Here is an 18065-nt window from a genome sequence, read left to right on the forward strand (position 1 = left end):
TGCCGCCGGACTCAGCCCACCGCGCGGAGACGTTCCGCGATCTGCTCCGGGGTGGCGTCGTTGATCCACACCGCCTCGCCCGACTCGGACCCGGCCAGGTACTTCAGCTTGTCCGGCGCACGCAGGATCGAGAACAGTTCGAGGTGCAGCCAGCCCAGCTCGCGGTCGATCCGGACGGGCGCCTGGTGCCAGCCGGCGATGTAGGGCAGCGGCCGGTTGTACAGCCCGTCGCAACGGCGCAGCACGTCGAGGTAGACCTCGGCGAAGTCGTCCCGCTCGGCGTCGGTCAGCGCCGGGATGTCGGGCACCTGGCGGTGCGGCACGACCTGCACGTGCACCGGCCACCGCGCCGCGGGCGGGACGAACGCCGTCCAGTACTGCCCCTCCGCGATCACGCGCGTGCCCGCCTTGCGCTCGGCGGCCAGCACGTCGCCGAGCACCGGGCGGCCGTGTTCCTCCTGGTAGGCGCGGGCCACGTCGAGCATGCGGCGCGTCTTCGGCGTGACGAACGGGTAGCCGTAGATCTGGCCGTGCGGGTGGTGCAGCGTCACGCCGATCTCCTCGCCCCGGTTCTCGAACGGGAAGACCTGCTCCAGCCCGTCGATCCGAGACAGCGCGGCCGTCCGGTCCGCCCAGGCGTCGACGACCGTGCGCACGCGGGACGGGCTCAGCCCCGCGAAGGATCCGTTGTGGTCGCTGGTGAAGCAGACGACCTCGCAGCGCCCCTTGCCCGGCGCGGTCCGCACGAGACCCAGACCGTCCAGTGTGGACCGCTCGCCGATAGCGCCCTCCTCGAAGGAGGGGAAGCGGTTCTCGAACACGACGACGTCGTAGTCGGCCTCGGGGATCTCGCTCGGCTTGCCCGGCTTGCTCGGGCACAGCGGGCACAGGTCGGCCGGCGGCTTGTAGGTACGGGTTTGCCGGTGCGCGGCCATCGCGACCCACTCGCCGGTCAGCGGGTCGAGGCGGATCTCCGAACTGGCGGCCACCGCCGGCAGGTCGCGCGTGTCCTCCGCCGTGCGGGACGGCGTGTCGTCGCCCTCGTCGAAGTAGATGATCTCCCTGCCGTCGGCAAGGTGGCGAAGGGTCCGCCTCACTCTTCCTCCGTGTCGTCGTTGACGGGTGCGACCTCGAGGTCACCCACATGCTCAGCCAAGACGGTGCGCGCCGCCTCCCCAAGGCCGTCGTCGGTCACCACGACATGCGCCTCGTCCAGCTCGGCGATGGTGGAGATGCCGACGACGCCCCACTTGGACGAGTCGGCGAGCACGACCAGCCGCCGCCCGGACTCGACCAGCGCGCGGTCGGTCTCGCTCTCGGTCAGGTTCGGCGTGGTGAAGCCCGCCCCTTCGGCCATGCCGTGCACGCCGAGGAACACCTGGTCGAGGTGCAGGCGGCGCAGGCTGTGCACGGCGACGGGACCGACCAGCGCGTCGGACGGCGTGCGGACGCCGCCGGTGAGCACGACCGTGCGGTCCGGCGCGGACGACGCGCGCAGCACGTCGGCGACCTGGATCGAGTTGGTAACGATCGTCAGCCCTGGCACACCGTCCAGCGCGCGGGCCAGCGTCCACGTGGTGGTGCCCGCGGAGAGGCCGATCGCGGTGCCCGGCTGGACCAGCTCGGCGGCGCGGCTCGCGATGGCCTCCTTCTGCGCCCGCTGCCGCGCCGACTTGGCTTCGAACCCGGGCTCCTCGGTGCTGGGGCCGAGCACGGCGGTCGCGCCGCCGTACACCTTCTCCACCAGGCCGCGGCCGGCGAGCACGTCCAGGTCGCGGCGGATGGTCATGTCGGACACGCCGAGCCTGCTGACCAGGTCGCTCACGCGCACCGCGCCGTTCCGCCGTGCCTCTTCGAGGATCATCGCCTGCCGCTGACGCGCCAGCACCATCGCTCCCATCGCCCACCAACTACACAAAATCCTACACGAATCAACACACGTAGGACGTCGTGGTTCAGCCGGGCATGCCGGGGAGACGCAGGCTCAGCAGGGCGCCGCCCTCCGGGGCGCGGCCGGCGTACGCGGCGCCGCCGTGGCGTTCGGCGGCCTGTTTGACGATCGCCAGCCCGAGGCCGGATCCGGGCAGGGTGCGTGCTTCGGACGAGCGGTAGAAGCGGTCGAAGACGCGCGGCAGGTCCTCGTCGGCGATGCCCGGTCCCGAGTCGGCCACCTCGATGACCGCGGTGCCGTCGCCGAGCGGGTACATCCGCACGCCGACGCGCGAGTGCGGCGGCGAGAACTTGACCGCGTTGTCCAGCAGGTTCAGCACCGCTCGCTCGAGGGCGCCGGCGTCACCGATGACGTGCCACGGCTGGAGCGCGACGTCGAACTCGATCTCCCCGGCCCGGCGGCGGGCACGGTCGAGCGCGCGTTCCACGACCTCGACCATCTCGACCCGTTCGAACGCGGTGCGCGGCTCGTCCTGGCGCGCCAGCTCGACGAGGTCGCCGATGAGCTGGGTGAGCTCGTCCAGCTGCGCCTTGATGTCGGTCTCGATCTCCGCGCGGTCCTTCTCCGACAGCGTCGGCGCCCCGGAGCGGCTGGCGGACAGCAGCAGCTCCAGGTTGGTGCGCAAGGAGGTCAGCGGCGTGCGCAGCTCGTGGCCTGCGTCGGCGACGAGCTGCCGCTGCCGGTCCTGGGATTCGGCGACGGCGCCGAGCATCGTGTTGAAGCTGTGCGTCAGCCGGGCCAGCTCGTCGTCGCCGCTGATCGGGATCGGGCGCAGGTCGCCGGTCCGGGCGATGTGCTCGGTCGCCGATGTCAACCGCTCCACCGGCCGCAGCCCGGTGCGGGCCACGGCCGTGCCGGCGAGGGCGGCGACCACGATCCCGCCGCCGCCGATCAGCGCGAGGACCACCGCCAGCTCACGCAGGGTCTGTTTGGTCGCGTCGAGTGGCTGCGACAGCACGAGCGCCACACCCGGCTGGTAGCGGTAGGGCACGGCGAGCACGCGCGAGTCGGTGTTCTGGTCGGTGCGGATCGACGACGGCTTCTGGCCGCTGGCGACCTCGCGCTCGTCCAGCCCGATCGGCGGCCGCATCGACGGCTCCGACTCGAAGGCGGACGAGCCGTCGGCGACGATCAGGTCGAACCGCACGTCGACCAGCCGCGTGATGTAGGTGGGGATGCGCAGGCCGCCGGTCTGCACGACCTGCGGGTCGTTGATCACGCTGTTCGCCTGCTGGATCAGCTCGTCGTCGACCTGCTGGTACAGGTTGTTGTAGACCGTGATGTAGGCGCCGAGCGAGACCAGCGCCAGCGCCCCCGCCACGCACGCCGCGGCCAGCAGCGTGACGCGCGCCCGCAGCGACACCCTCCGGGGGGCGTGGCCGCCTCCGTTGTCGACGCGGATCACGGGCACCGGTTCGGTCACGACATGGCTCACGGCGGGGTTTCCCGGAGGACGTACCCGACGCCGCGGACGGTGTGGATCAGGCGCGGCTCACCGCCGGCCTCGGTTTTGCGGCGCAGGTAGCCGACGTACACCTCCAGCGCGTTGCCCGAGGTCGGGAAGTCGTAGCCCCACACCTCCTCGAGGATGCGGCCGCGGGTCAGCACGTGCTTCGGGTAGGACATGAACAGCTCGAGCAGCGCGAACTCGGTGCGGGTGAGGCTGATGTCGCGCTCGCCGCGGCGGACCTCTCGGGTGCCCGGGTCGAGGGTCAGGTCGGCGAAGGTGAGCTTCTCGGCGTCCGGCGGTGTCTGGGCCTCGCGGGAGGCGCGGCGCAGGAGCGCGCGGAGGCGGGCGAGGAGCTCCTCCAGCGCGAAGGGCTTCGGCAGGTAGTCGTCGGCGCCCGCGTCCAGGCCGGAGACACGGTCGGAGACCGTGTCCCGGGCGGTGAGCACGAGGATCGGCAGGTCGTCGCCGGTGCTGCGCAGGCGGCGGGCCACCTCCAGCCCGTCGAGTCTGGGCATCATGACGTCGAGGATCATGGCGTCCGGCCGGTCGGCGATGACGCGCTCCAGCGCCTGGGCGCCGTCGCCGGCGAGCTCCACCTGGTAGCCGTTGAACTCCAGCGACCGGCGGAGCGACTCCCGGACGGCCCGATCGTCGTCGACAACGAGAATGCGCATGTAGACAGTGTTGCGGACGGTGCTGAGACCCGCCTAAGAAGTCACTGGTCCAGCAGCCCGCCGCGGTAGGCGAGCAGGGCGGCCTGCACGCGGTTCGCGGCGCCGATCTTGGACAGGACCGCGGAGACGTAGCCCTTGACGGTGGCCTCGGACAGGTGGAGCTTGCCGCCGATCTCAGCGTTGGACAGGCCCTGCCCGATGAGGCCGACCACTTCGCGCTCGCGGTCGGACAGTGAGGCGAGCAACTTGCGCGCGGGCTGCGCGGCGCGTTGCCCTTCGCGGTGGGCGCGCACCATCCGCGCGGCGACGCCCGGGTCGAGAACGGCGCCGCCGCGGGCGAGGTCACGGACCGCGCGCAGCAGGGCGGCGGGCTCGATGTCCTTGAGCAGGAAGCCGTTCGCGCCGAGCCGGAGAGCCAAGCTGACGTACTCGTCCATGTCGAAGGTGGTCAGCATCGCGGCGGCGGGCGGGCTGGGCAGCTCGAGGATCGCGCGCAGGGCGCGGATGCCGTCGTCGGGGGCGCGCATCTTGATGTCCAGCAGGACGACGTCCGGATGCAGCCGCCGGGCGGTTTCCACTGCCGAGCGGCCGTCGTTCGCCTCACCGACCACCTCGATGTCCGGCGCGCCCGCCATCATGCCGCGCAGGCTGGAGCGCACGAGATCCTCGTCGTCGGCGAACATGAGCTTGATCAACCTAAGCCCTCCGAACGGTCGGTGGAGCGGGGTTTCCGCGTCCCGGTCACGGAAGGTTACCCACTGGTAGCGCTGCCGTCGATACGCTGTTCACCCGGGGTGGTTGCACCTTTCGTCGGTTGATCGGTGGACGCTTCGTCGGTGATCGGTGGTCGCTCCGGGCGCGAGGCGTAGGTCACGCTCATCAGCGGTGGCCGGACCCGCTAGTCTGAGACCGCCAGCCCTCGTAGCTCAGGGGATAGAGCACCGCTCTCCTAAAGCGGGTGTCGCAGGTTCGAATCCTGCCGGGGGCACAAAACCCCTGGTAGAGCCATTGACCAGGGGCTTCGTGCTGTTCCTCCCCATGCGTAACCCTCGCTTGTCGGCTTCTCATCAGGGGAACAAGGCGCCCCTCCGGGGCGCGCCGCATCGGCCGACAGAGGCGGGACCCGACCTACACGAGCGGCCGATGGCCGCACCGAGGGGCGCAACACACAAAGATAAAGAATGCCCTCGCCGGATAAACACATCTTCGATATGACGGGGCGGACGTGGCGGTTGTGTCCGCGTTCGACCGAACGGCATCTTGGCGAGCTCCTGACAGGCCATCACCCTGTGTCGGGTCGACGAGATGGCGAAAGGTCACCCACTCTCCCCGTTATCCAGCAATTTTCCAACGCCACCCAAAAGTCAACGGCACGATGAGCGGCTATCGACGCGGAGATCCGAACCCAGTAACCTCCTGTCACGGTCACTGCTGTTACCCGTTGCACTCTCACCTGGGAAATGGCCAGCGACAGGCGAACGACGAGGGTGTCACTCGACGCGGGGGGATCACAAGGAGGTCTAATGCACACCCTTACAAGCAAGCGTGTTGCGAAATTCGGCCGCGACTTTGGTTTCGAAGGAACCGATGCTGACAAGTTCGAACGATACGTCGCAGCGAACTATCTATTCCAGTACGTGCGCGACGACGTGGAATCAATTGAAAGAACGGTCCTTGGCGGCGGCGAAGATGAAGGAATCGACATTGCCGCAGTAATTGTCAATAACCGGATCGTTTTCGAACCGGAGGAGATTGATGATTTAATTGCGGGGCAGGGTGCAAATTCTTCAAAGGTGATCTTTATTCAGGCCAAGACAAGCGAGTCGTACGACTCGAAGCTCATCGCCAAGTTCCTTCACGGCGTTGAAGCCGTTACAAAGTATGCGATTAAGGCCAACTCGGTGTCACTTCCGCCAAGGCTGGTCGACCTGGCAATCCTCATCGACCGCATAGCGGAGAACGGTGACAAATTCCAGGACAGTCGCATTCCGTGCGAACTCTACTATGTGACGACTAGCTCCAATGATGGACAGGGCGCCCAGTCTCAGCTTCAAGTTACAGAAGCGATTGCGCGCATACGCGAACTTGGGGTCTACTCGGAGGGCCTCAGACTTCGCACCCACGGTCACGAAGAGCTCGCCGACAAGCAAAAGGAACGTCACGGGCCCCAGAACGTCCAATTCAACTTCGAGAAGCGGCAGACGATCCCGGCGACAGAGAGGGTGAGCGAGGCTTACATCGGCCTTGTATCGGCAGCCGAAATCATGAAGCTGCTGAAGGACAATTTTGGAGAAGTTCGCGCCGGAATATTCGACGACAACGTGCGCCTGGATCTCGGTCCCGATAATACGGTGAATAGCCGAATTATGGGAACGTTGCAGTCAGCCGAACGCGAGCATTTCCCTTTCTTGAATAATGGATTGACGATCATTGCGACCGGTCTACGTGGAAACGGCGACCGATTCTTTATTTCGGGATACCAAATCGTAAACGGTGGACAAACGAGCCATCAGCTCATTCGCTGGTCGGAAACCGACGAGGTGAAAAAAGACCCTCAATTGCTGGCTAATCTGTGGATACCCGTTAAGATTGTGAGTTCTAACGACCGTGACGTTCGGACAAGTGTCTCAATTGCAACCAATCTGCAGACTGCGATTGGATCTACGGATATACAGGCCAGCTCACAGATAGCGAAAAACGTTGAGGAGTACTTCGCACAGTCCGGCGCGGACGGCTTGCGCTACGAGCGCCAGAATCGTGGAGCAGCACTTGAATTCGCCCGTACCCGCGTAGTCGCGACGCCGGAGTTGAACCGCGCTGTGGCCGCAACCCTTTTTGGCGAGTCTTCTCGCGCGATTGGATCACCTAAAGATCTCGAGGTCGAAGATTCCTTCGTGTGGGGAAATTACCCCGTTGAAACGTATTACTACGCGGCCTGGATCATCTATCGCATTGATAGATATTTCGCGAGAACGCCGGAATCCACGACACTAAAGGCGGCCAAGTACCACATCGCCATGATGGTGTCGGCGCTCGTTAATCCCGGCCTCATCCCCATCTTTGAGGCTGGCGATACTGACGCTGCGATTAAAAAACTCGAAAATCCAAAAAAGCTCAACTTTCGCATATCCGAGAAACTGTCCGATGACATCGAGAATGCCATCACTTCTGCCGCAGAGGTTGCGTCCGCGGAATTCCGAGATGTGCTCGATGAGGGGCGGAGCCTGCGGAAAGATGACGTACGAAGCAGGCGGAGCCAGGAAGCGCTGCTGGAGAGGGTAAAGGCGGTTAGTCAACACTAGCTGTCGTGACTTGTGAGGTTGTGGACGGCGTGTTGGGTTGATTGTGGGGAGGACCTCCGGGCGGGGTGGGTGTTGCGACGCATCCACTACCAGTCCTGGAGGTCCTCACCTGGGTCCAGCACTACAACACCGACCGCCCACACACTCCGCCCTAGCAGGCCACCCACCCATCACCCGACTACCCTCACAATCAACAACGTGTCAGGTCACCACAACTAGCGCGCTAAGCCGGGAACGGGGTGGTCACCAGCCACGGCGCGGCCTTCACGGATTGTCTGTGGGCCGAACCGGGCCGCCGACTACGGGGCCGGTGGCACGGATGACTCCCGTCGACGTGCGCCAAACCCGGGAATCGCGGCCCGCCGGGTGTCTCGCTCCACTAGGATTCGTGATCTTGAACCGAAGGGGGCGCCGTGGCGGGTTTTCTGCGGCTGGCGGTGGACGGTGACGATCCGGTGGGCGATCTCGAGGTCCTCCGCGAGTGGTTGCGAGACGAACCCGAGCTGCGCAAGCACGTCAAGCGGGTCACCGCACCGCCACCGCCGGGTCACATGGGCGAGGTGACCGAACTGGTCATCGCCCTGGCCGGGGCGGGCGGATTCGTCACGGTGCTCGCCGAGAGCCTCAAGTCCTGGCTCAACCGGCCGCGCAAGCACGCGGTCACGTTGAAGATCACCAAGCCGGACGGGCAGTCGATCGAGGTCTCGTCCCAGCACGCGAAGGACCTCGACGACCTCCTGCCGAAGCTGCTGAACCAGGACTGACCGATGCGGCTGCCAGATCCGCACCGATCCCGGGCGGTGTTCATCGGCGTCGGCGGCTACCGCCACCTGCCCCAGCTGCGCGGCGTGCACGCGGGCGCGGCGGAGCTGCGGAACGTGCTCACAGACGAACGGTACGGTTCACTCGCACCGCGGCACTCGTTGCTCGTGCCGGAAAACGCCGGGCGCGAGGAGATCGGGCGGACGCTCGCCACCGCCGCCGGGGAAGCGGACGACCTCCTCCTGGTCTACTTCGCCGGTCACGGTATCTACCTGAACGAGCTGTACCTGACCTTCGCCGACACCCGCTCCGAGGAAGTTCGGTTCACCGGCATGGAGTACCGCGTCGTCGCCGATCTCGTCCGCGACAGCGACGCCAGCTCGAAGATCGTGATCCTCGACTGCTGCTACTCCGGCCGGGCGCTCGCGCAGCGGATGTCCGCCGCGACCGACCTGGCCGCCGAGGTGGACATCGAGGGCGCGGCGATCCTGACCTCGGCTCCACCCAACCGGTCCTCGAACGTTCTGGACGGCGAACGCTACCCCGCCTACACGCTCCGGTTGCTCGACGCGCTCCGGAACGGCATCCCCGGCGCCCCCGAACTGCTCAACATCACGGCCCTGCACCGGCGCGTCCGCCGGGCGGCCAAGGCGCAGGGGCTTCCGGAGCCGCAAGCACTCTCACACCTGTCGCTCGACGAGCTCGGGCTGGTCCGCAACCGTGCGGTGCAGCCGCAACTGCCGACCGCGGCGGAACCATTCCCGAAGGATCCGGCGCCGGGCACGCGAACGCCCACCCGAACACCCACCCAGCCACCCGCCCCGGTGCCCCCGAAAGCCGGGCCGGCGGCGCTCGAGGAAATCGCCCGATCGGCCAAGAGCGCGCAGCCCGCGGAGCGGGCCCAGGCGTACCAACAACTCCTCGGTGAAATCGCCGCCGGGCGTGTCCACCCTGGCCAGATCCACCCCGGCCCGGCTCGCCCCCAGCCACAGCCGTCCCAGGCGGACGCCCCGCACAAGGGGCTGCGCGCGGCCCTGACGTTCGGCCTCCACCTCGCCTACGGTCCGCTGATGGCGTTCTTCGTCGTCGCCGTCGTGCACGATCTCGTGGCGGGCGACACCACCAGGAGCCCACTCGGCACGACGGGCTACGTCGTGGCCGGGGTGGTACTGATGGCCGTCGCAGCGGTGTTCGTCGGGCTGACCGAGTTCGCCGTACTCCCGCGGAACAAGACCTTCAGCAGCGCGGGAGTCGGCAGCTTCCTCGCCGGCGTGGGTTCGGTTCTGGCCGTGGACCTGAACTTCTGGCCGCTGGCGATCAGCGCGATCGCCGTGGGCGGGTGCATCGGGATCATCCGAGCCCTGCGGAGATCGGTGTCGACCACCTAACGCACCACCTCGTACGCCAGGTGTGTCACCCCGTTGCCCTCCACCACCGTGGGGTTGCTCAACCGCACGGGGGTCTTGCTCAGGTTCTCGAACCAGCGGACCCCCTCCCCGAGCAGCACCGGCACCTGGTCCACGTTGATGGCGTCCACCAGGCCCGCGTCCAGGGCCTGCTGCGCGATCTTCGCGCTCGCGATCACCACGTCCTTGTCCCCCGCCAGCTCGGACGCCACCTGCACCGCTTCTTCGACACTGGACACGAACGTGAAGCCCTCCGGGACCTCGGCGGGCGTCGAGTGCGAGACGACCACCACCGGGACCCCCATGGGGTGCTTGCCTCCCCAGCCGTGGGTGATGTCGTACAGGTGGCGGCCCGCGATGAGGGCTCCGACCCGCGCCATGGCCGCCTTCATGTAGTCCGCGCTCGCCGGCGACATGCGGAACGTCGCCCACTCCACGGCGGTCGGGACCTCCACCTCGCCGTTGCCCATCCACCCGAACAGCAGGTCGATGCCGTCGCCGGGGTCGGCGATGAAACCGTCGAGGGACATGGACATGTTGGCGATGACCTTGCTCATTTCGTTCTCCTCCACCTCGTGAACCGGACACCCATGACCCTGCCGCTCCAACGAGCCGGAAATATCGGCCACCTGGCCACCATCCGGAGTGGCACACTGATCCGCGATGTCAGCCACCCCGCCGCCGCAGCTCACCCCCTTCGTCGGGCGCGCCGAGGAGCTGCGCGCGCTCGCCGCGGAGCTCGTCGCCAACCGACTGGTCACCGTGGCCGGGCCGGGCGGGTGCGGCAAGACCCGCCTGGCCCTCCAGGTGGCCGGCGCGCACGACGACGTGCGCTGGGCCGACCTCACCGCCACCAACGACGCCGCGGTCGTACCCGAACTCCTCGCGGCGGCAACCGGCACCCTGCTCACCCCGGACCACGGCTCCCTGGCCCGCCAGATCGGCGACCGCCGGATGCTGCTCTGCCTCGACAACTGCGAGCACGTCCTCGCCGCCGCCGCGGACGCCGCCCTCGAAGTCATCACCACCTGCCCCAACGTGACCGTCCTGGCCACCAGCCGCGAACCGCTGGGGGTGCCCGGCGAGCGCGTCTGGCGGGTGCCCTCGCTCAACGCCGCGGACGCCACCGCGCTCTTCACGGCCCGCTCCGGCGCCCCGGACACCGGCGCGACGACCACCCTGTGCGCCCGGCTGGACGGGATTCCCCTGGCGATCGAGCTGGCGGCAGCGTGGTCCGGCACCCTCACCGTCGCCGAGATCCTCGACGGCCTCGACGACCGCTTCGCCCTCCTGGTCCGCGGACCGCGCGGGGTGGCGGCCCGGCACCAGACACTCGCGGCCTCCATGGCCTGGAGCCACGACCTGCTCGACGAACCCGACCGCGTCCTCTTCCGCCGCCTCGGCGTCTTCCACGGCGGCTTCACGCTCGACGCGGCCGCCGGCGTGTGCGGGCCACGGATGGAAGTCCTCACCGGCCTCGGCAGGCTGGTCGACAAGTCGCTCGTCATCGCCGACACCGCCGGACCCACCACGCGGTACCGGATGCTGGAGACGATCCGCCAGTACGCCCTCGCCAAGCTGGCCGCGGCCGGCGAGGCGGACGCCATCCGCGACCGGCACCTGGACACGTTCGGCGCGATCGTCGAGGAAGCCGCGCCGCTGCTCGACACCGACAAGGACGCGTGGCGCGCGGCAGTGGGCCCCGACCAGGAGAACCTGCGCGCCGCCATCGAACACGGCCTCGCCGCGGACGACCCGGACCGCGCGCGGCGGCTGGCCGCCGGGCTGGCGTGGCTGTGGCACCTCAACGGCCGCGGCCACGAGGGCATCGCGTTGCTGCGCCGGGCCATCGACCGCGGTCCGGACGACACCGAGCTGCAGGCCCGGCTGCTGACCGGGCTCGCCCTCGTCGCGGACACTACCGGCCTGGACAACGACGCGGCCCGAACCGCGCTGGAGATCGTCCCCGACGACGGTCTCGCCACGCTCCTCAGCGCGCTCGGCGAACTGCCCAGGGACTTCGACACCGCGGCGAAGCTCGCCGAACGCGCCCGCGCCGACGAGAACGGGTTCGTGCGCGACGGCGCGACCGCGTTGCTGGGCATCATCGCCCACCTCCGCGACGACCACGCGACCGCCGTGCCGCTGCTGGAAACCGCGGTGTCCGGGCTGGCCGGCCGGCGGGACCGCGGGGTCGCGTCGACCGCGTTGTCGTTCCACGCCTCGAGCGCGCTCTACACGGGGAACGTGGCACGGGCCAGGGATCTCGCCGCCGAGGCCGTGCGCATGGCGCGGCCGCTGGAGGACTACCACCGCATCGGGTCCGCGACGAGCGTCTTCGCGCTGGTCGAAGGCACCGCCGGGAACCTCGGCGTGGCGCGGGCCGCGCTCGATCCGATGGTCCGGCTGGTCTACGGCGCCAAGTCACCGCCGTTCGTGCCGGGCCTGGCCAGGGCGAACGGCTGCCTGCACCTGTGGTCCGGCGAACCGGCCGAGGCGGCCGAGTGGTTCAGGCGTGACGGCACCCCGCCCGCGCTCGTCGGGCTCGCCGAGGCGCTGCGGCTCAGCGGGAACCCGGAAGAGGCGGCGGAAGTGTGCGAGCGCGCCCTCACCGCCGCCCGGCGGGCCGGGATGCCGAAGGTGATCGCCGATGCGCTGGAGCAGTCCGCGTTCCTGTCCGATTCCGAGGACCTGCACCACGAAGCGCTCGCCGTCCGCTTGGGGCACGGGTTGTGGCTCAGCTGCGTGAGCAGCCTCGAAGCGCTTGCCGACGAGCCACTGCGGCAGGCGTGTGAACGCGCGAAGCGGGACATGGGCCTGCCGCACGGGCCGGTGGCCGGGGACGCGATGGCGCTGCGCGACGCCATCGACTACGCGCGCCGCGCGCGCGGGAAGCGCGGGCGACCGTCGAGTGGGTGGGCCAGCCTGACCCCCACCGAGGAGAGCGTGGTGCGCCTGGCCGTGCAGGGGCTGAACAACCCGCAGATCGCGGCCCGCTTGTTCATGAGCCGCAGCACGGTCAAGACGCACCTGTCGCACATCTACGCCAAGCTCGGCGTCACGAACCGCACCGAGCTGGCGGCCAGGGCGGCTGCCGGTTAGTGCCACGCCTCCAGGTGCTCCCGGATCGCCGGCGTGACGCTGGATCCGTCGTAGTTCTTTTCGTAGAACGCGGGGTCCACGTGGTGCACCACGTCGCCGAAGTTGCACTGCATCGGGTTGAAGTAGACCGGCGCCTGGCCGTACGCGGAGACGCAGTAGTCGAAATAGGACACACACGCCTCGATCGCCCAGTCGCTGATCCGCACGGCCGGGCTGTTCACCAGCGCACGCACCGTTTCCGGGGTGAACGGGCCGCCGTGGGCGAGCATCCAGTTGTCGTCGCCTTGTGACATCGGGCGGCCGGGGCCGTACTTCTGCGCCAGCATCGCGTCCACAACGGACCGTCCATCCGGCGCCCCACTGGCCGCAGGGGCCGCGGCGTTGAGCGGTTCGTGCTGGAAACCTGGTCCCCGCGCCACCGGTGATGCTGGAGGCGGCGAACCGGGCGTCGCGCGCGGTCAACGCCGACTTCGCCAAGGCCATCGTGTGCTTCCGGGACGAGCTGAGCGACGAGATCCGGCAGCAGCTCAAGACGCCGACCACCACCGTCCAGTTCGACCTCGCCCCGGTCTCGATCTTCTGGTACGGCGACCTGACCTTCGCCGAGGGTGCGCGGCAGCGGCTCAAGGAGCTGGTCGACCTCGGCGCGCTGCCGGTCACGCACGGCTGGTCGCACGCCTACGTCGACGACGTGGCCTACCAGCAGGTGGTCGCGCCGATGTCGCAGGACGAGAAGTCGAGCCTGTGGGCGGTGTCGGTGGAGACCGGGCTGGCGATCGCGCAGGCGATGCTGGCCGGGGTGGACGAGGGGCTCGGCGTCGGGCTGCACTCGTTCAACCCGGCCACCGCGAAGGAGGTCCTCAAGGTGCCCGACCACTGGGTGCCGATGTGGGTGCTGTTCGCCGGCTACCCGGCCGAGGACCCGTCCGGCGGCGGGCAGCGGCCGCGCCGCCCGCTCGGCGACAACTTCTTCCGCGCCCAGTACGGCACGCCGTGGACGGAGATGCCGGAGGTGACGGCCCGCCTGGAACGGGAGGGCATGATCCAGGCGCCGATGGACCGCGACCGCCGGTGGCGTGACGTGCGCGCGCTCGCCGAGCGGTTCGGGCTGCCGTGGTGACCGGCGCGGTCGCTCGCTGGCGGGCGACCGCGGGACGGGTGGACGAGGACCTGCTGGCCGACTTCTGTCATCACATCGGCACGACGCCGGACGAGCTGGTGGCGTTCTGCTTCCTGTGCAGGCGGGACACCGGCGAGCGGTTCCTGAGCGTGCGGCGGCGGGCGGTGGTCAACACCTGGCTGGACGAGTTCGTGGTGGCGCGCGGCTGGACCGGGAAGGAAGCCGTGGTTCGGGCCAATGTGGTGCGCGGGTTCCTGATCCACAACGGCGTCCCGATCCAGGGCGCGGTGTGGCTCAGGGGTTGACGGCCAGGAAGATGAAGCTCGCGAGCAGGGCGAGGTGGACGCCGCCCTGCAGGGGTGTGGCGCGGCCGGGCACGACGGTCAGCACGCCGGTCACCACGGTGAGCGCGAGCAGCACCAGGTGGGTGCTGCCGAGGCCGAGCACGAGCGTGCCGGGCAGCCAGATCGAGGCGAGCGCGATCGCCGGGATGGTGAGGCCGATGCTCGCCATCGCCGAGCCGAGCGCCAGGTTGAGGCTCGTCTGGATGCGGTCGCGCAGGGCGGCCCGCACCGCGGCGAGGGTCTCCGGGAGCAGGACCAGCAGGGCGATCACCACGCCGACCACCGCGTGCGGGAGGCCGGCGTTGTCCACCCCGGCCTCGATCGCCGGGGACACCACCTTCGCGTCGCCGACCACGGCGACCAGCGCGACCAGCAGGAAGGCCAGGCTGAACCAGGCGGCGCCGGAGCTGGGCGGCTCGGCGTGTTCGTCGGCGCCCTGCTTGACGGGCAGGAAGTAGTCGCGGTGCCGGTAGGTCTGCATCGCGACGAACAGGCCGTACAGCACGAGGGACGCCACGCCCGCGAACGCGAGCTGGGCCGGGGAGAACTCCGGGCCGGGGCGGCTGGTGGTGAAGGTCGGCAGGACCAGGCTCAGCGTGGCCAGCGTCGCGACGGTCGCGAGCGCCGCGCCCGCGCCCTCCGCGTTGAACACGGCGACCCGGTGCCGCAGCGCGCCGACCAACAGGGACACGCCGAGGATGCCGTTGCAGGTGATCATCACGGCGGCGAACACGGTGTCGCGTGCCAGGGTGGCGCTCTTCGCCCCACCGTCAGCCATCAGAGTGACAATCAGGGCGACTTCGATCACCGTGACGGCGACGGCCAGCACGAGCGACCCGAACGGTTCCCCGATCCGGTGAGCCACCACCTCCGCGTGGTGGACCGCGGCGAGCACGGCCGCCGCCAGGCACAGCGCGACCACGATGACGAGCGGCAACGGGAGTTCGCGACCCCAGCTCAGCACCAGCGCGGCGATGGCGACCAGTGGGGCGATGACGGTCCAGTCGGTCAGCCGGGATCGGATGCGCGCGCCCACGGGCCCACCCTGCCACAGCGATCAGCAAGGGGCCGGGCTTGCGCGCGACGCCGGTGTGTGGTGCCCTTTCACCCCTGGGTGGGTTGTTCTCGCGCGCTGAAGCGACCTGTGTCACACCGGGGTACCGATCTTGGCCCCCCGGCCGATAGAAAGCGCGACGGCTCGACGCGGAACGACCTGGACGAGTGACGAGAAAGGTACGCCCTGTGACGACAGGTGCCCACAGCCTGGGAACCGGAAGCGGGGCGACGACGGTCGCCGAACTGCTCGCGCGCAGTGATCGCCCGGTTCGCCGGCGTCACGGCCGCGTCCCCGCGCCCTCCCCCGCCGAGATGACGATGCCGACCATGGTCGCCGCCATTTCCGTGCTCGACTCGAAGTCCCCGCGCCGCCTGGAGCGGCCACCGGTGGCGAGCACCGCCGGGATGCGGGTGTTCGGGACCGGCTCGTTCGGTTCGGCCGGCACGGTCGGCGCCACCCTGCGCGGCTCCGACGAAGGCGGCGCGGGCCGGACGACGGCGCCCGGCTCGATGACCGGTGAGCAGACGCCCGCGGCGCTCGCGACCACGCCCGTCGCCCCGGCTCCCCCTGCCGCCCCGCTCCCGCCTGCGGGCGAGGACGTCGCGGAAGTCAAGGCGGCGCAGACGATCGTCTTCGAGGCCTGCGTCGGCGACGCGGAGCCGGGACCGGCCGAGCCGTTGATCGTGCCGGTCGACGAGGACGCCGACGCGCAGCCCGCCAAGGAGCGGCGCAACCGGCCGCTGATCCTGGCCACCGCGAGCGCCGGGCTGACGCTGGCCGGCGCGATGCTGGTCGGCGGGTGGATCGCCGGGCCGGGTGGGACGGCCGAGCCGGTCAGCCTGGCAGGCGGGCACGCCGCGCCGCAGGAGCCGACCGTGGCCGGGCAGGACGAGGCCGACGACGCCGTGCCGCCGACGGGCCAGTTCACCGGCATCCTGCCGATCGCCGCGACGAAGCAGGCCGCGCCGCAGACGTCGACGCCGAAGGCCACCGCGCCGGCGACGAAGAAGACGACGCAGCAGGCGGCTCCGAAGCAGACCCGGCAGCAGGCGCCGCAACCGCGGTACTCGGTGCCCCAGTACTCCGTGCCGCGCTACGAAATCCCGGACTGGCGCGACTACGAGCGCCACTACGACTACGACTACGGGCACGACCGCGACCGCGACCGGGACGGTCGGCGCCACCGCTGACCTGTTGACGCCCGCACCGGCCGCGGCGGATCATCGCCGGTGATGAGCGTCTACGACGACAGGCCGTGGCTGGCGCGGTACGCGCCGGGGCAGCCGGCGGGGATCACCGTCGAGCACGAGAGCGCGCTGGCGATGTTCCGGGCGTCCGTGGCGCGGGATCCGGACGGGGACATCCTGCGGTACTTCGGCGGCCGCATCACGCTGCGCGAGCTGGACGAGCTGACCGACGCGTTCGCCGCGGGCATCACCGACGCCGGGTTCCGTCCCGGCGAGCGGGTCGCGATCTACGCGCAGAACGTGCCGCAGTTCGTGATCGCGCAGGTCGGCACGTGGAAGGCGGGCGGGATCGCGGTGTCGGTCAACCCGATGAACCGCGGACGCGAACTGGGGCAGCTGCTGGCCGATTCGGGCGCGACGGTGCTGGTGACGTTGCAGTCGCTGTGGCACGAGGTGGCGGCGGAGGTGGTGCCGGGCACCGCGGTGCGGACGGTGCTGACGACGTCCGAACTGGAGTACCGCGCGGAGCCCGGTTCGCCGGTGGAGTGCCCGGGAACCGTTGACCTGGCAGGGATGCTGGCGCGGTTCCGGGGCGTGGCGCCGCCTGCGGTGACGCTCGGACCGGACGACATCGCCTTCCTGACGTACACCTCGGGCACGACGGGCCCGCCGAAGGGCGCCATGACGACGCACCGCAACGTCGTCTTCAACGCCCAGACCTACCGGGACTGGGTGGGACTGAGCGGGGACGACGTGATCCTCGGGGTGGCGCCGCTGTTCCACATCACCGGGCTGATCGGGCACATCGCGGTGGCCCTGCTGGTCGGCGCGCCGCTCGTGTTGATGCACCGCTTCGACGCGGCGCGCGCCGTGGAGACGGTGCGCGCGGAGCGGGCCACGTTCACCGTCGGGTCGATCACGGTGTTCATCGCGTTGATGAACGTGCCCGATGTCGATCGGGAAGCGCTGGCTTCGCTGCGGAAGATCTACTCGGGCGGGGCGCCGATCCCGCCGAGCACGGTAAAGGCCTTCCAGGCGATGTTCGGCACGTACATCCACAACTGTTACGGGCTGACGGAGACGACATCGCCGTCACACGCGGTGCCGTTCGGCGTGGAAGCGCCGGTGGACCCCGCTTCCGGCGCGTTGTCGGTCGGGGTGCCGGTGTACGACACGGTGGTGCGGGTCGTCGACGAGGACGGCCGGGAGCTGCCTGCCGGCGAGGTAGGCGAGCTGGTGACGTCCGGGCCGCAGGTGGTGGCCGGGTACTGGGAAAAACCGGCGGAGACGGAGAAGGCGCTTCCCGGGGGACGCCTGCACACCGGTGATGTCGGGTACATGGACGCCCAGGGCTGGTTCTACGTGGTGGACCGGAAAAAGGACCAGATCAACGCGGGCGGGTACAAGGTGTGGCCGCGCGAGGTCGAAGACGTGCTCTACGAACACGAAGCCGTGCGGGAAGCCGCGGTGGTCGGCGTCCCGGACGAGTACCGGGGCGAGACGGTCAAGGCGTTCGTCAGCCTGCGGCCCGGGTTTTCGGTCACGGCGGAGGAACTGATTTCGTTCTGCCGCCAACGCATGGCGGCTTACAAATATCCGCGCCAGGTGGAATTCCTGGAGGAACTACCGAAGACCGTGTCAGGCAAACTACTGCGCCGCGCACTGCGCGGCGGTTGATCTTTGAACAACACCCGAGCTGGGTGGTCATCC

General features: G+C 69.4%; 16 protein-coding genes and 1 tRNA gene. 9 read left to right on the forward strand and 8 right to left on the reverse strand.

Annotation, left to right across the window (positions count from 1 at the left end; translation table 11 throughout):
- Positions 1–11: 11 nt before the first annotated feature.
- From galT to ACCP09_RS10125, 5 genes are all read right to left on the reverse strand, one after another.
- A complete protein-coding gene (gene galT, locus ACCP09_RS10105; protein WP_433745245.1) occupies positions 12–1097 on the reverse strand; it encodes a galactose-1-phosphate uridylyltransferase in 1086 nt (361 codons plus the stop codon).
- Entirely contained in the window at positions 1094–1891 is a 798-nt protein-coding gene (locus tag ACCP09_RS10110; RefSeq protein WP_378335136.1) for a DeoR/GlpR family DNA-binding transcription regulator, read from the reverse strand. Before ACCP09_RS10110 ends, galT begins: the two co-directional genes overlap by 4 nt.
- 64 nt (positions 1892–1955) lie before the next feature.
- Positions 1956–3374, reverse strand: coding sequence for a sensor histidine kinase (locus ACCP09_RS10115; protein WP_051362901.1), 1419 nt, complete (start codon positions 3372–3374; stop codon positions 1956–1958).
- An 8-nt stretch (positions 3375–3382) separates the two neighbouring features.
- Complete coding sequence (locus ACCP09_RS10120; RefSeq protein WP_020421613.1) at positions 3383–4075, reverse strand: response regulator transcription factor; 693 nt, start codon at positions 4073–4075, stop codon at positions 3383–3385.
- Between the two features lie 41 nt (positions 4076–4116).
- On the reverse strand, positions 4117–4770 hold the full coding sequence (locus ACCP09_RS10125) for a response regulator (protein ID WP_017984995.1): 654 nt from the start codon (positions 4768–4770) through the stop codon (positions 4117–4119).
- A 220-nt stretch (positions 4771–4990) separates the two neighbouring features.
- On the opposite strand from ACCP09_RS10125, the gene ACCP09_RS10130 reads away from it, so the two are divergent.
- From ACCP09_RS10130 to ACCP09_RS10145, 4 genes are all read left to right on the forward strand, one after another.
- Positions 4991–5063, forward strand: a tRNA-Arg gene (locus ACCP09_RS10130).
- Between the two features lie 535 nt (positions 5064–5598).
- A complete protein-coding gene (locus tag ACCP09_RS10135; RefSeq protein ID WP_433745249.1) occupies positions 5599–7377 on the forward strand; it encodes an AIPR family protein in 1779 nt (592 codons plus the stop codon).
- Positions 7378–7790: 413 nt separating this feature from the next.
- Entirely contained in the window at positions 7791–8141 is a 351-nt protein-coding gene (locus ACCP09_RS10140) for an effector-associated constant component EACC1 (RefSeq protein ID WP_433745252.1), read from the forward strand.
- 3 nt (positions 8142–8144) lie between these two features.
- Positions 8145–9527 carry a caspase family protein gene (locus ACCP09_RS10145; RefSeq protein WP_433745255.1) on the forward strand — a complete coding sequence of 461 codons (1383 nt, stop codon included), beginning with the start codon at positions 8145–8147 and terminating at the stop codon, positions 9525–9527.
- Here ACCP09_RS10145 and ACCP09_RS10150 read toward each other — a convergent pair.
- Positions 9524–10102, reverse strand: coding sequence for a dihydrofolate reductase family protein (locus ACCP09_RS10150; RefSeq protein ID WP_027933948.1), 579 nt, complete (start codon positions 10100–10102; stop codon positions 9524–9526). The two genes, ACCP09_RS10145 and ACCP09_RS10150, sit on opposite strands and share 4 nt — an antisense overlap.
- Before the next feature lie 106 nt (positions 10103–10208).
- On the opposite strand from ACCP09_RS10150, the gene ACCP09_RS10155 reads away from it, so the two are divergent.
- On the forward strand, positions 10209–12647 hold the full coding sequence (locus ACCP09_RS10155; RefSeq protein WP_433745258.1) for a helix-turn-helix transcriptional regulator: 2439 nt from the start codon (positions 10209–10211) through the stop codon (positions 12645–12647).
- On the opposite strand, the gene ACCP09_RS10160 is transcribed toward ACCP09_RS10155, so the two are convergent.
- A complete protein-coding gene (locus tag ACCP09_RS10160; protein ID WP_433745261.1) occupies positions 12644–12982 on the reverse strand; it encodes a hypothetical protein in 339 nt (112 codons plus the stop codon). The two genes, ACCP09_RS10155 and ACCP09_RS10160, sit on opposite strands and share 4 nt — an antisense overlap.
- 89 nt (positions 12983–13071) lie before the next feature.
- Here ACCP09_RS10160 and ACCP09_RS10165 point away from each other — a divergent pair, with 89 nt between their 5' ends.
- Positions 13072–13767 (forward strand): nitroreductase family protein, encoded by a 696-nt coding sequence (locus tag ACCP09_RS10165; RefSeq protein WP_433745264.1) that lies wholly within the window; start codon positions 13072–13074, stop codon positions 13765–13767.
- A complete protein-coding gene (locus ACCP09_RS10170) occupies positions 13764–14072 on the forward strand; it encodes a hypothetical protein (RefSeq protein ID WP_433745267.1) in 309 nt (102 codons plus the stop codon). Before ACCP09_RS10165 ends, ACCP09_RS10170 begins: the two co-directional genes overlap by 4 nt.
- Here the strand turns inward: ACCP09_RS10170 and ACCP09_RS10175 are convergent.
- On the reverse strand, positions 14062–15147 hold the full coding sequence (locus ACCP09_RS10175) for a calcium:proton antiporter (RefSeq protein WP_027933946.1): 1086 nt from the start codon (positions 15145–15147) through the stop codon (positions 14062–14064). The genes ACCP09_RS10170 and ACCP09_RS10175 overlap by 11 nt on opposite strands.
- 206 nt (positions 15148–15353) lie before the next feature.
- Here ACCP09_RS10175 and ACCP09_RS10180 point away from each other — a divergent pair, with 206 nt between their 5' ends.
- Both ACCP09_RS10180 and ACCP09_RS10185 read left to right on the forward strand, forming a co-directional pair.
- A complete protein-coding gene (locus tag ACCP09_RS10180; RefSeq protein WP_433745270.1) occupies positions 15354–16358 on the forward strand; it encodes a hypothetical protein in 1005 nt (334 codons plus the stop codon).
- Between the two features lie 42 nt (positions 16359–16400).
- Positions 16401–18032, forward strand: a complete 1632-nt coding sequence (locus ACCP09_RS10185; protein ID WP_433745273.1) for a class I adenylate-forming enzyme family protein — start codon at positions 16401–16403, stop codon at positions 18030–18032.
- The last annotated feature ends 33 nt before the right edge of the window (positions 18033–18065 follow it).

This window comes from Amycolatopsis sp. 3B14 (genome assembly GCF_050958625.1).
Lineage (GTDB): Bacteria > Actinomycetota > Actinomycetes > Mycobacteriales > Pseudonocardiaceae > Amycolatopsis_E > Amycolatopsis_E thermoflava.

Bases quoted from the DNA above. Each gene is read 5' to 3' on its own strand.
- ACCP09_RS10110 (WP_378335136.1), bottom strand. From the start codon at position 1,891: ATGGTGCTGGCGCGTCAGCGGCAGGCGATGATCCTCGAAGAGGCACGG.
- ACCP09_RS10120 (WP_020421613.1), bottom strand. From the start codon at position 4,075: ATGCGCATTCTCGTTGTCGACGACGATCGGGCCGTCCGGGAGTCGCTC.
- ACCP09_RS10135 (WP_433745249.1), top strand. From the start codon at position 5,599: ATGCACACCCTTACAAGCAAGCGTGTTGCGAAATTCGGCCGCGACTTT.
- ACCP09_RS10145 (WP_433745255.1), top strand. From the start codon at position 8,145: ATGCGGCTGCCAGATCCGCACCGATCCCGGGCGGTGTTCATCGGCGTC.
- ACCP09_RS10150 (WP_027933948.1), bottom strand. From the start codon at position 10,102: ATGAGCAAGGTCATCGCCAACATGTCCATGTCCCTCGACGGTTTCATC.
- ACCP09_RS10155 (WP_433745258.1), top strand. From the start codon at position 10,209: ATGTCAGCCACCCCGCCGCCGCAGCTCACCCCCTTCGTCGGGCGCGCC.
- ACCP09_RS10165 (WP_433745264.1), top strand. From the start codon at position 13,072: ATGCTGGAGGCGGCGAACCGGGCGTCGCGCGCGGTCAACGCCGACTTC.
- ACCP09_RS10185 (WP_433745273.1), top strand. From the start codon at position 16,401: ATGAGCGTCTACGACGACAGGCCGTGGCTGGCGCGGTACGCGCCGGGG.